Genomic DNA, 13824 nt, shown 5'->3' on the forward strand with positions numbered 1-13824 from the left:
ATTAAGATACTGATTATCAGGGGTTTAATCAAATATTCCGATGGTTTATTTTGCTCATTTTCAAATAGTTATCCACATTTTTAACGAAGTATTGTAAGTTTATCTTGTTCATTATTTATTTGATTCTCGATGTTAGCATTTTTTGCTTCCAAACCACTAATTTCTTGTTTGATTTCGCTTTTCCTTTCGCTTTGTTTCATTTCGTCTTGTTGGATATAGCGAGTAAGTTGCATATAAATAGCGTGCAGCTTAGGTAATAATGCTTGGGACGAACCTCCACAATAACCCGCATCTTTGGTCCCACGGGCAGTATATGATGCTCCTGATATGACAGCAATTGAACTATCGCCATCACCTTTGAGAAGTTTCATCTCGGCTGCATTATTTCTTTGAGTTGTGAAGATATCCTTTAGTCCCATGATTACGAATTTTTAATGATTTGTAAAATTTCTTCAAATGACTTTTCTGCTTTTGCTTGCTTCAAAAGGAATTCAGAAATCTCCACTACGTTTTCATTCGCAAAACCAAGTCGTTTACTTGCTTCTTGTAGAATTTCTTTTTCTCTGTCATCAATTCTACCATCTGCCCAAGCAATGCGAGATAAGTTATACAAATATTCTATCCTATCATCGTCACTCAGATTTTCATTCGACACAAAAGTGTTTGGTGAAAAAATAGCACGTTGAATTTCTTCTTCGGAAATATCGCCTTTTTCTTTTCCAATTTGGTAAAGGATTGCTATTTCATTTGGGTGTACTTCTTCATCCGCTAACAACATTTGATATAAACCTAAAAACATTTTTTTCTCATTTTCAATCATTTCGTTTGCTTTTAAAGTTATTTCCTATGGTTAAAAAAATTATATTTTGGTCTCTATTTAAACTTCCCCAGAATAATTTATATATCCAATAAAAAAAATTAATTCACCCCATCAGGTATGTAGTATTGCACACCTTCTATGTATTTATTCCTTTCTTTAAAATTTCTGATTTTCCTGTTGTCTTCGGGTTTCATAAGCGGCCCGGTTTTTATTTAGTTTTTGCTTTAGTTATATGGTTTTAAATGTAGCAACCTTTTGATAATTAACCAAATATTTTTTGAACCGGCCGCGAATTCAACACAGAAAAAGGCGTCGTGCTTCTGCTTATTTTATGGTAAAACAGCAACGCGGTGAAATCGCGCGGGAGCGGAGCCGGCATTATTTTTCTACCAAAAGTTTTTTCAATTCCTCTTTTTCCAAATACGACATTCTGCTAATAGCTCCTGCCTTGTAGTTTCCGCTTTTATCGATAAAAGCATAACTTGGAAAGCCTCCAAAAGAGAATAACTTCATCAATTCACTTTCAATGCTTGACTCAACAAATAAATGAGTTCCCCCCACTTCTAATTCAATTATCTTTGCCTTCCAGCTCTCTATGTCCGAGCCACTTGAAGTACACAAATAAACAAATTCTATGGGTTGGCTCTTAAACTCCTCGCGCAGTTTTTTGCTAAAAGGCATTTCATCCAAACAAGGACCACACCAGGTCGCCCAAAAATCCAGGATGAGAGCTTTGTTATTAAACGCTGTTTTTATATTAGAAAGTAATTCTTCAGCTTTTAACTTATCGACTTTATATAATTTTGCACCAAATGGCATCTCGGCAATTGGCTCCCCAATGTTTTTGGTTGATGTAAAACTTTTTTCACCTTTCAGAATACGTTCAATTGAAGCCATTTTCTCAATACTTTCTTTATAACCTGATTCTAAAATCTCTTTACACCATTCTGTATTTATTGTATTTAGTGCGGTTTCAATAATTACTTTTTTCTCTTTTGGGTCTTTACTTGTTAGTTTGAGTTTTAAAAAATCGGCCTTACTGTCGGTAAAAAGACTGTCAATATATTTTAATGTTTTTGAGGTTTGAAAAGCAGTAATCGTATCATTTAGCAGAGGATATATGCTTTCTGATAGTTCTCTAAATCTGATGGTGTCAAAAGGGTTACCCCGTTCAGATTGAGCTTTTATATTAGAATATTCATTGACTTTAACTTTTTCTGCGTCTGATAATTTAGTGTATCCAAGAAAATCATCCACAATAATTGGCTCATATTTCCCTGCTCGTCTTCCCAGATAGGTAAAAAGATAGTTATAAAACGAGGAACCATTATTTGATACCAAATAAGGTTTATGGTTTATTATATCATTAAATAGATTTTCACTCATTTTGGGACCAGTCGGACTCCAATGCCGGACGCACAGATCTCCGTAATATTCAGATAATCTTTCATTTTTCAGGATCCAGGAATAGGGTGATGGATTCTTTTCGATAAATTCATCGTCAATGTTATGGAGCAATATATAAAGGCTATCATATTTTGATAAAAAACTTTCATAATCTAAATTTTTGTCCCTGCTTAACGTTGAAAGTTTTTCCGCGATACTAAGTTGTTCCTCTCGTTTGTAAAGTATGTGGTTATTCAGAAAGGTATTCAGTTCTCCGTCGGTGCCTAAATACTTCACACCTGCTCCGTTCATATATACTCGTTTTTCCCTTAAACTATCTGCATCAAGTTCAATGTACAAATCAGAATTGGCATAAATACCTGCGTAAAAAGATTCTCCAATGTGTAGCCAAATCTGTTGATATGGGAAGGCATAATCAATTTCTAATTCGAAGGTTCCGTCAGCATTAAGGATTCCGTACTTTTTAACTTGAAATTGGTCCTGGTCAAAAGGAGTTACAATTGAATATTCTAATTTGGTATTTTCAATTTCTTCATCTGTAAGATTAAGCACCTTCCCCTCAACAACCGGAATATTTTTTTCATTAAAAAAGTACTTATCAAATTTTTTATCTTCGATACTGATTTTATGCTCTGCGTTACATGCAATCATAAAAATTGCAATCAAGAATAAGATTGTAGTTTTAGTTTTCATATTTCTTAAGGTTTTACCTGGTTTCATTGTTTTACTCATATAGTTTATATATTATATCCAGCAAAAGTGAACAACACACCCCATCCAGCCATGCATTGCACACCTTTTGGGTATTTATTCCTTATCTTTAAAATTCCTGATTTTATTGTTGTCATCGGGTTTCATAAGCGGCCCGGGTTTCTTTTAGTATTTTGCTTTAGTTTTACGGTTTTAAATGTAGCAACCTTTTGAGAATTAACCAAATATTTTTTTGAACCGGCCACAAACACAAGGCAGGAAAGGTGTGACGCTTTCTGCTTATTTTATGAAAAAAAGCAATGCGATGAAATTGTGTGGGAGCGGGCTTTTATTCCACGCAAAGCACGCAAAATGACACACGCCAAAACCGCAAAGGAAAGCTTGATAGAAGAGAATAATGCAATCTATAATCTTCAATACTTGTATCCTTTGCGCTTTTTGCGTAAACGTATTTTTGCGGCCTTCGCGTGGAAATTTTTCTCCTCCTGTCAAATGAACTTATTCTTCAATCAACGTTGCCGTGTATTCCACTGAAAATTTGACAGATTTTAATCGGAGTAATTCACAATTCAACTACTAACAACTGACAACGAGGCAGTTGTAGCGAAATCCTGACATTCAAAAACCGGTAAAATCTACGTGGTATGCCATTTGATATTGTGCTTACAGAAAATTTAAAAAAATGTTGAACCATTAAAAGAAAAGGAGGGTTAAGCCATGACACTCGCAAGAAGAAATGAAGGTTATTTTCCATCGTTTATCGATCGTTTTTTTAATAACGATTTAATGGACTGGGGTACTTCAAACTTTTCAAGTACCAACACATCGTTGCCGGCAGTTAATGTAAAAGAAACCGACGATGATTACTTCATCGAAGTGGCAGCTCCGGGGATGAGCAAAAAAGACTTCAATGTCAATTTCCAGAACAACGTGTTGACAATTTCTTCTGAAAAGAAAAATGAAAAAGAAGAAAAAGAAGACAGCTATACCCGGAAAGAATTCAGCTATCAGTCGTTCCAGCGCTCATTTACAGTGCCCGGAAACGATGTGGACAGCGATAAAATTTCGGCCAGTTACGAAAACGGTATTCTGAAGATTAAGCTTCCAAAAAGAGAAGAAGTAAAACCGAAGCCGGCACGTGAAATTAAGATTTCGTAAGGGCCTCCCCTAACCTCCGCCAACTGGCGGAAGGGGAACCGGAGGAAAAACATTACAGGCAGGAATACAGTTCCTGCCTTTTTTATGGAAAATTTACGTTACCATTTGGGTTTCGCCCAATTCCCTAAAAAGGGAAATCGCGCTAAGCGATACGGTGCTGAAAAATAAAAATAAGCAGATGATTATCTCAGCGCGTTCTCCCCTGCCAAGGGGAGATGTCGGCAGACAGAGGGGTACAGAAACAAAAAAGAAGAAAGTTAATAGTAAAAATTAGTTAATAGTTGCAGAGGAAAGGCCGAAGCAAAACCAGAAAAAACTGAATCTTATATGAAGACTTGGCGGGCTTAAAACTTTTTAACAAAATAATTGACCAATTTCTAACACAATAGGTTAAATTCGTGCTCTCAAAAATTAGACGTTTAGATATATAGAAGAGAGAGGTGGACTTCCGACTTCGTGCTTCCGGCCTCTGACTTTTGACTAAACAGATAAAATAAAAAGGCACAGATAAAAACGAAATACAAAAACAATAAAGAATTACATACAGATATGAACCAGACAGTGGATATAAAAGAGCTAAATGAACGGATTCAAAAAGAGAGTTCGTTTGTTGACATGGTTTCCATGGAAATGAACAAAGTAATTATCGGTCAGAAACATTTGGTAGAAAGCCTGTTGGTGGGGTTATTGTCCAACGGGCATATTCTGCTCGAAGGTGTGCCCGGACTGGCAAAAACACTGGCCATTAAATCGCTGGCCAACACCATCAGCGCCAAATTTTCGCGCATCCAGTTCACCCCCGACCTGCTTCCGGCCGACCTTTTGGGAACCATGATTTACAGTCAGAAAAAAGAAGAGTTTTCCATTAAAAAAGGTCCCATTTTCGCCAACTTCATTTTGGCTGACGAGATAAACCGCGCGCCCGCAAAAGTGCAGTCAGCGCTGCTCGAGGCCATGCAGGAACGCCAAATCACCATTAGCGATGCTACGTTTAAACTGGAAGAACCGTTCCTGGTAATGGCCACCCAAAACCCCATCGAGCAGGAAGGTACTTATCCGTTACCGGAAGCCCAGGTGGATCGTTTTATGCTGAAGGTAGTAATTGACTACCCCAATAAAGCGGATGAGCAACAAATTATTAACCAGAACCTGCTGAAACAGTATCCTGAAACTTCGCAGATTCTGAAACCGGAAGATATTCTCAAAGCCCGCGATGTGGTGAAAGATGTTTACATAGACGAAAAAATCCAGAAATACATTGTGGACATCGTATTTGCCACACGCGTACCCGATGAATACAACCTTTCAAAATACAAGGAAATGATTTCCTACGGCTCGTCGCCCAGGGCGGGAATCAGCCTGGCACAGGCCGCCAAAGCATTTGCGTTTATCAAACGGAGAGGCTATGTTATTCCTGAAGATGTACGCGCGGTGTGCCCCGATGTAATGCGCCATCGTATTGGGCTGAGCTACGAAGCTGAAGCAAACAATATTACTTCGGAAGAGATTATTACAGATATTTTGAACACGGTTGAAGTACCGTAGAGAAGTTGCAGGTTACAGGTTGCAAGTTACATGTTTTCCAACCTGAAACCTGAAACGTGAAACCTGAAACGCTTTTCATGGAAGCTACTGAATTATTAAAAAAAGTAAGGCAGATTGAAATTAAAACACGTGGCCTCTCGCGGAATATTTTCGCGGGCGAATACCACAGTGCTTTTAAAGGACGCGGAATGGCCTTTTCCGAAGTGCGTGAATACCAAATAGGCGACGATATTCGCAGCATCGACTGGAACGTAACGGCTCGCTACAACCACCCCTATGTAAAAATTTTCGAGGAAGAGAGGGAACTTACCGTGATGTTGCTTATCGACGTAAGCGGCTCCCGCGAATTCGGTTCATTTGAAAAACTGAAAAAGAATGTCATCACCGAAATTTCAGCCATCCTTTCCTTCTCGGCTATTCAGAATAACGACAAAATCGGGGTCATCTTCTTTTCTGATACCATTGAAAAATTTATCCCGCCCAAAAAAGGGAAAAGCCATATTCTGCGCATCATTCGCGAACTGATTGATTTTCATCCGCAACACAGTGGCACCGACATAACAGGAGCCATACGCTACCTGACCAACGCCATAAAAAAAAGGTGTACTGCATTTGTTATTTCCGACTTTATGGACGATAACAAAAATTTGGAAATGGCGCTTTCCATTGCCAATAACAAGCACGATGTGGTGGCGCTTAAAATTTACGATGAACGCGAAAAAGAACTTCCCCCCATTGGAATGATGAAACTCAAAGATGCCGAAACCGGGGAGTATGTGTGGGTGGACAGCAGTTCGCGCAAAACACGGAAAATTTATGCCGACTGGTGGATTAAACATGCAGCCCGGTTCGATTCCATGTTCAAAAAATGCGGTGTGGACTACACGGCAATTAACACGAACCAGGATTACGTAAAATCGTTGATGAACCTTTTTAAAAAGAGGGCACTTAAACAATAAAAAAATGAAGCTTTTTAAACATACAGCTTTAACACTACTTTTTCTTTTGCCGGCAGTTATTGCTGCAAACGCACAGCGTATAAAAGCTACTGCCAGTATCGACTCTACCAACATTTTACTGGGCGACCAGGTGAAACTTTTCCTGGAAATCGATCACCCCAAAAATGTGGAAATTGAATTCCCGCAGGTTCCCGATACTCTACTCGAAAAAATTGAAGTACTCAGCCGCTCGGGCATCGACACTTTTGAACATGACGATGAGTCGTTTCAGAAACAAATACAATCGTACCTGATTACCAGTTTCGACAGCGGAACCTACCGCATCCCGCCCTACTGGTTCAAACTGGACCTGGACGGACGAATCGACTCGGTGCCCAGCAACGGGGTGACGCTGCGTGTGCACAGCATTCCCATTGACACCACACGAGGCCCCACCGACATAAAAATGCCTTACGATGCCCCGTTAACCCTGAAGGAGGTTACACCCTATATTCTGGGAATAATTTTAATTGGCGCCATCCTGTTTTTTATTCTCTATTCAATCAAACGGAAAAAACAGAACAAACCCATTTTCACGCTGCCTAAAAAGCCCAAAGAACCCGCGCATGTTATTGCCTTGCGCGAACTCGACCGTATTAAAAGTGAAAAACTCTGGCAGAAAGGAAAAACCAAACAATTTTATAGTGATGTCACCGAAGCCCTCAGGGGATATATTGAAGACCGTTTTGAAATTCAGGCCATGGAGCAAACTTCCGACGAAACCATTGAAAGTTTCAGGGCAAGGCCCGGTTTGCTGAAAGACAAAACATTTGAAAACCTCAGCCAGATTTTAAAACTGGCCGACCTGGTGAAATTTGCCAAATACAAGCCTCTGCCCGACGATGATAATATGGCACTGGTAAACGCTTACTTTTTTGTGAACGACACAAAAAAAGAAGAAGAAAAGAAACCTGAGAACAAGGCGGATGATGACGATGAAAACGTTGAAGAAGTAGAAATAAAATAACAAAGGATGTTTGAAGGACTGACATTTAAAAACCCCGATTTTTTTTACCTGCTGTTGGTTATTGTACCAATGGCTGCCTGGTATATTTTTCGGCAAAAGAAAAACACAGCTAGCATACAGGTTTCCTCTACTGCTTCAGTTTTTAAAGCCCCGAAAACGCTGAGGCACTACCTGCGCCATTTGGTATTTTTACTGCAGGTGCTGGCCATTGCTGCTTTCACCGTTGTTTTGGCAAGGCCGCAGTCGTCGCGTAACTGGGAAAACGTGACCACCGAAGGGATTGACATTGTAATTGCGCTCGATATTTCAACCAGTATGCTGGCGCGCGACTTTACCCCCGACCGGCTCGAAGCAGCCAAAGAGGTGGCCATAGAGTTCATATCAGGCCGACAATATGACAGGATGGGCCTGGTAGTTTTTGCCGGAGAAGCATTTACGCAATGCCCGCTTACCACCGACCGTGCCGTTCTGCTCAATCTTTTCAAAGATGTTGAAACAGGTCTCATTGAAGACGGAACAGCCATTGGTAACGGACTGGCCACTTCGGTAGCACGTTTAAAAGACAGCGATGCCATAAGCAGGGTGGTAATCCTGCTCACCGACGGCGAAAACAATTCGGGCGAAATTGCCCCGCTCACAGCTGCCGAAATTGCCCGCACATTTGGTATCCGCGTGTATTCCATTGGTGTGGGAAGCGTGGGAACCGCCCCCTACCCTGTGCAAACACCTTACGGAACTCAGCTACGCGACATTGAAGTTAAAATTGACGAAGAGATGCTGCAAGAGATTTCAACCATTACCGACGGTAAATATTTCAGGGCAACCAGCAACACCAAGCTGGAAGAAATTTACGAAGAGATAGATCAGCTGGAAAAATCGAAAATTGAAGTGCGGGAGTTCAGCCGCAAATCGGAAGAATTTTTGCCGTTTGCACTGGCAGGAATTTTGTTAATTGTTTTAAGCCTGATTTTAAGAACAACAGTATTCAGGAGTATCCCTTAAAAGACGAAAAAAAATGGAAATGTTCAGGTTTGCAAATATTGAATTGTTATGGGGGCTGCTCATTATTCCACTGCTGGCCCTTATTTTTGCCTGGTCGAGAATTGCCCGGAAGAGAGCATTGAAACGATTTGGCAAACAAGAAACCATCAGTGTTTTAATGCCGTTTACTTCAAAGAGCAGGCCTGTGTTTAAATTCATCATGCTCATGCTCGCACTGGCATTTTTTATTGTTGGTGCTGCCCGCCCGCAATTTGGTTCAAAGCTAAAAAAGGTAAAACGCGAAGGCGTGGAACTGATGATTGCCCTCGATGTATCAAACAGTATGATGGCAGAAGACATTGAACCCAACCGGCTGGAACGAGCCAAACGGGCCATCTCAAGGCTAGTTGACCGTTTGAGTGACGACAAAATCGGGCTCATTGTTTTTGCCGGCGATGCCTACATGCAGTTGCCTATTACCAGCGACTACAATTCGGCTAAACTGTTTTTAAATTCAGTAAACACCCAGATAGTTCCAACGCAGGGAACGGCAATTGGTACAGCCATTCAAATGGGAATTCGATCGTTCACTCCCGAAGGCCAGTCCAACAAAGCCATTATTGTAATTACCGATGGTGAAAACCACGAAGACGACCCGGTGTCAGCAGCACAGGAAGCTGTGGGAAACGGAATTGTAGTACATACAATTGGAATGGGTTTACCCTCGGGATCGCCTATACCAGTGCTTAAGGGCGGTCAGAAAGATTACATGAAAGACAAAAACGGCGAAGTGGTGATTACAAAATTGAACGAAACCATGCTGGAGAAAATTGCATCAACCGGAAACGGAATATACGTTCGGGCTAATAATGCACAGGTGGGGCTCAATGCCCTGTTCGACGAAATTAACAAACTGGAAAAAGAAGAAATGGAAACACTGGTTTATTCCGAGTACGACGACCAGTTTCAGTACTTTTTTGCAATTGGATTGTTGTTATTGCTTCTGGAGTTTGTTACTCTTGAAAGAAAGAACAAATATTTAATGAAAGTAAACCTGTTTTCAACAAAATAAAACAACTATGATACGAACTATTTTATTCATACCATTACTGCTGATTTCAGTAGTTGTTTTCGGCCAAAACGAGCGCAAATTCGTTCGCAGCGGCAACCAACTTTACGAAGAGGCCCTGAAAGATACTTTGCAACTCGATACGACAAAGTTCAGCCAGGCCGAAGAAGAATACCGCAAAGCACTGAATAAAAGGCCGGGGCATGAAAAATGGGAATTCAACCTGGCCGATGCCATGTATAAACAGATGCGTTTTGATGAAGCCCAAAGAAAATTCAGTGAGCTGAGCGAAAAGCTGGAAACGCCGGAAGAACAGGCACGGGCTCTTCATAACCTGGGCAACAGCCAGCTGATGCAGGAAAAAATTGACGAAAGCATTGAATCGTATAAAAAAGCGCTGCGCAAAAAACCGGATGATATTGAAACAAAATACAACCTGGCTTTTGCTCAAATGCTGAAAAACCAGCAAGAGCAGCAGCAAAATCAGGATCAAAACCAGGATCAGCAACAAGACCAAAATCAGCAGCAACAGCAGCAGGATCAGAATAACCAGAATCAGCAGCAAAATCAGGATCAGCAAAAAAATCAACAAAATCAGCAAAATCAGCAAAATCAGGATCAGAACCAACAACAACAGCAGCAGCAACAACAAAACAAAATTTCGAGACAAGATGCGGAACAGTTGCTGCAGGCATTGCAAAACGATGAGCGCGATATTCAGGAAAAAGTAAAAAAAGAGAAAGCAGCCAAAGCACGCAAATCGAATGTTGAAAAAGAATGGTAGTTCAACGCTTACAAGCAGATAAGATGATAAAGAAACTAATTACATATTTTTTATTTTTCATTTTGACCGCGGGGGTGTCGGCCGAACAAACCAAATTTGAAATGTCGGCGCCCAACGCGGTAGAAATGGGAAAACAATTCCGGCTCTCTTTTACACTGAACGAAAGAGGAAGCAACCTGCAACTGCCACCGGGCCTTACTGACAATTTTGATGTATTAATGGGGCCAAGCACCGGCCAGTCAACCCGCATGCAATCCATTAACGGCCGCACAACCACCGAAGTAACATTTTCTTACACCTATATTTTGCGTGCCAAAGAAACGGGAACATTTGAAATCAGACCTGCCACAATTGAAGTTGGCGGGGACGTTTTTGAGTCGAATTCACTGAAAATACAAGTGGTTAAGGCCAAGCAGCAATCCACACCGCAATCACAACCTCAGGGCGAAGGAGAACAACAATCAGTTGATTTGGGTGGCGAAAACCTGTTTGTCAGGGTTGAAATGAACAAACAAAATGTGTTCAGGGGCGAGCAAATCATTGCTACTGTAAAATTGTATGTCAGCCCCGACATTCCGGTTTCAGGATTCGACGAGGTAAATCTTCCTACTTTTGAAGGATTTTATACCCAGGACATTGAAATACCGCAGCAAATTAATTTTTCGCGCGAAGTTTACAACGACCGTATTTACCAGGTTGGAATCCTGAAAAAAACGGTGCTCTTCCCGCAACAAAACGGGAAAATAACGGTTGAACCTTTCAGCATGTCACTGCTCGTGCAGCAACGGGTTAGGCAGCGCAGTTTCTTCGACGATTTTTTTAGCGGAGTACGCACCGTAAAAACCACCGTTACCAGCGATCCTGTTTCGGTAAATGTAAAAGACCTGCCGCCCGAACCTGCCAACTATTACGGTGGCGTGGGTAATTTCAATATTTCTTCGGAAATCAATAATGAAAACATTACTACAAACGATGCAGTTACACTCAAAGTAACCATCAGCGGCTCCGGCAATATCAGGTTGATAAGAACGCCAGAACTGGAGCTTCCAACCGATTTTGAAGTTTACGATCCGCGCTCAAACGATAATGTACAAACTTCGGACAACGGAGTGTCAGGCACAAAAACAGTAGAATACCTGTTCCAGCCCCGTTTCGAAGGTGATTACACCATCCCGTCGGTGGAGTTCGCTTATTTCAATCCGGCCACAGGACGGTATGTCACCAAAGCAACAAGGGAACATTCGCTACACGTTACAAAAGGCACGGACCAACCGGGGGCTGTGGTCAGCAGCACACGGCGTGAAGATCTTCAGCTGATTGGACAGGATATCCGGTATATAAAACAGGGAAATCCGTCATTGCGTGAAAAAGGATTCACTTTTTTTGGAACTCCGCTCTTTTATTCCGTATATGGAGGTAGTGCTTTGTTATTTCTTGCGCTGATTGCCGTTTACCGCAAAAAAGCACGCGAAAATGCCAATGCTGCACTCGTGCGAAATAAAAAAGCCAACCGCATTGCTGTCAAGCGATTGAAAACAGCTGCAGGGTTCATGAAAAAGAATGAAAATGAAGCTTTCCACGAAGCTATCCTGAAAGCTTTCTGGGGCTATTTAAGCGATAAACTGGGGATTCCGGTGGCCAATCTGAACCGCGACAGTGCAGTGGAAAGCTTGCAGCAGCGAAATGTGGAAGAAGCCCTGGTAAATGACTTTGTGGACATTATCGAACAGTGCGAGTTTGCACAGTATGCCCCGTCGGAAGGTTCAGAAGCCCGAAGCGACCTGTATAAAAAAGCCGTTTCGACCATGAGCAAATTGGAAAAACAGATAAAAAAGTAACTGTAAGATGCTTAAACAATTATTGAAAAAATATGGCTTTATATGGATTTGGATTTTTTTGGTCCTGAATTCATCAGCACAGGACTCCACGCAGCTCCTGTGGGAGAAAGCCAATGCCTACTACACTACGGAAGAATTTCAACAGGCAATTTCGGCTTATGAGCAAATTTTGCAGGAGGGGCAGGAATCGGCCAAACTCTATTTTAATCTTGCCAATGCTTACTATAAAACCGGCGATGTAAATAACGCCATTTTAAATTACGAACGTGCCAAACTGCTGGCCCCGCAGGATGAAGACATCCAGTTCAATCTCGATTTGGCCAACCAATCGGTGGTAACCGAAATTGAAGCCCTGCCCCAGCCTTTTTTCGTGCGCTGGCGCAGCCGGGTGGTCAACCAGTTCACTGCCGATTCCTGGTCGTTTATCAGTATCGGTGCGTTTATTCTATTCCTTGGCCTACTTGCGCTGTTTATTTTTAGTAAACGGGCGGGCCTGAAACGGCTGGCATTCTGGCTGGGTATTTTCGCCATTATTTTTTCCGGGTTCACTTACTCTTTCGCTGACCGTCAAAAAAAGAAGATAGAAAACCGAAACCATGCCATTGTATTTTGCCCAAGGGTAACAGTTAAAAGTGCCCCGTCACAAACCGGCACCGACCTTTTCTTGCTTTACGAAGGCGTTAAAGTACAGATATCGGACAGTGCCAGCACCTGGAAAGAAATCAGGTTATCCGACGGAAATGTGGGCTGGCTGCCCGATTCATGTATCGTAAAAATTTAATCATGGAAAATGATTTTAAACTGGCCGTCCTCATCGATGGTGACAACATTCCCAGCGCCTACGTAAAAGAGATGATGGAAGAAATTGCCAAGTATGGTAATCCTACAATAAAGCGCATTTACGGCGACTGGACCAAACCGTTTCTGTCGAAATGGAAAAACCTACTGCTCGAAAATGCCATCACTCCCATTCAGCAATATGGCTACACAACCGGTAAAAATGCCACCGACTCGGCCATGATTATCGATGCCATGGACATTCTTTACAGCGAAAAAGTAAATGGTTTTTGCCTGGTGTCGAGCGACAGCGATTTTACACGACTGGCCACACGGTTGCGCGAAGCAGGAATGAAAGTATATGGCATTGGCGAAAAGAAAACTCCCGATCCGTTTATTGTAGCCTGTGATAAATTCATTTACATTGAAATTCTCCAAAACAGAACGAAAGAGACTGAAGGCAGCACAACAACCGACAAGCCCGTCAAAAAAAGTCAGGTTGATAAAATTACACCCAAAGTGGTCAAACTTATTTCTTCCACAATCTCCGACCTGGCCGACGACGACGGCTGGGCGTTTTTGGGTGACGTGGGCAGCCTGCTCCAAAAAAAGCAGCCCAATTTCGATTCGCGTAATTATGGCTTCGAGAAACTCACCCCTCTCATCGACTCCATCGGAAAATTCGAAATCGACCAACGCGACAGTTCCAGAGGAAAATTCAAACTAATTTACGTGCGAAATAAAAAACGGTAGTATAATCAATGATACA

The 13824-nt window shown here is 41.6% G+C and carries 13 protein-coding genes; 10 read left to right on the forward strand and 3 right to left on the reverse strand.

Annotated features, from left to right (window positions below; genetic code table 11):
• Positions 1-80 precede the first annotated feature (80 nt).
• The 3 genes from BUC07_RS10610 to BUC07_RS10620 all read right to left on the reverse strand — a co-directional run bounded on the left by BUC07_RS10610 (position 81) and on the right by BUC07_RS10620 (position 2959).
• Complete coding sequence (locus BUC07_RS10610) at positions 81-419, reverse strand: hypothetical protein (protein WP_073169188.1); 339 nt, start codon at positions 417-419, stop codon at positions 81-83.
• Positions 420-421: 2 nt separating this feature from the next.
• On the reverse strand, positions 422-820 hold the full coding sequence (locus tag BUC07_RS10615; protein ID WP_073169189.1) for a TerB family tellurite resistance protein: 399 nt from the start codon (positions 818-820) through the stop codon (positions 422-424).
• Positions 821-1198: 378 nt separating this feature from the next.
• Positions 1199-2959 carry a TlpA family protein disulfide reductase gene (locus tag BUC07_RS10620; RefSeq protein ID WP_073169191.1) on the reverse strand — a complete coding sequence of 587 codons (1761 nt, stop codon included), beginning with the start codon at positions 2957-2959 and terminating at the stop codon, positions 1199-1201.
• A 696-nt stretch (positions 2960-3655) separates the two neighbouring features.
• On the opposite strand from BUC07_RS10620, the gene BUC07_RS10625 reads away from it, so the two are divergent.
• The 10 genes from BUC07_RS10625 (at position 3656) to BUC07_RS10670 (ending at position 13808) form a co-directional block, all read left to right on the forward strand.
• Complete coding sequence (locus BUC07_RS10625) at positions 3656-4096, forward strand: Hsp20/alpha crystallin family protein (RefSeq protein WP_073169193.1); 441 nt, start codon at positions 3656-3658, stop codon at positions 4094-4096.
• A gap of 549 nt (positions 4097-4645) precedes the next feature.
• On the forward strand, positions 4646-5641 hold the full coding sequence (locus BUC07_RS10630) for an AAA family ATPase (RefSeq protein WP_073169196.1): 996 nt from the start codon (positions 4646-4648) through the stop codon (positions 5639-5641).
• Positions 5642-5718: 77 nt separating this feature from the next.
• Positions 5719-6600 (forward strand): DUF58 domain-containing protein, encoded by an 882-nt coding sequence (locus BUC07_RS10635; protein WP_073169353.1) that lies wholly within the window; start codon positions 5719-5721, stop codon positions 6598-6600.
• Between the two features lie 4 nt (positions 6601-6604).
• Positions 6605-7606, forward strand: coding sequence for a hypothetical protein (locus BUC07_RS10640; protein ID WP_073169198.1), 1002 nt, complete (start codon positions 6605-6607; stop codon positions 7604-7606).
• 6 nt (positions 7607-7612) lie between these two features.
• On the forward strand, positions 7613-8608 hold the full coding sequence (locus tag BUC07_RS10645; RefSeq protein WP_175552515.1) for a vWA domain-containing protein: 996 nt from the start codon (positions 7613-7615) through the stop codon (positions 8606-8608).
• 13 nt (positions 8609-8621) lie between these two features.
• Entirely contained in the window at positions 8622-9659 is a 1038-nt protein-coding gene (locus BUC07_RS10650; RefSeq protein WP_245792698.1) for a VWA domain-containing protein, read from the forward strand.
• Positions 9660-9666: 7 nt separating this feature from the next.
• A complete protein-coding gene (locus BUC07_RS20655) occupies positions 9667-10440 on the forward strand; it encodes a tetratricopeptide repeat protein (protein ID WP_073169200.1) in 774 nt (257 codons plus the stop codon).
• A gap of 23 nt (positions 10441-10463) precedes the next feature.
• Complete coding sequence (locus tag BUC07_RS10660; RefSeq protein WP_175552516.1) at positions 10464-12278, forward strand: BatD family protein; 1815 nt, start codon at positions 10464-10466, stop codon at positions 12276-12278.
• 7 nt (positions 12279-12285) lie between these two features.
• Entirely contained in the window at positions 12286-13059 is a 774-nt protein-coding gene (locus tag BUC07_RS10665; protein WP_073169202.1) for a tetratricopeptide repeat protein, read from the forward strand.
• Between the two features lie 2 nt (positions 13060-13061).
• Positions 13062-13808, forward strand: coding sequence for an NYN domain-containing protein (locus BUC07_RS10670; RefSeq protein WP_073169204.1), 747 nt, complete (start codon positions 13062-13064; stop codon positions 13806-13808).
• Positions 13809-13824 lie beyond the last annotated feature (16 nt).

The sequence above is a fragment of the Tangfeifania diversioriginum genome, from assembly GCF_900141875.1.
Taxonomy (GTDB): Bacteria; Bacteroidota; Bacteroidia; order Bacteroidales; family Prolixibacteraceae; genus Tangfeifania; species Tangfeifania diversioriginum.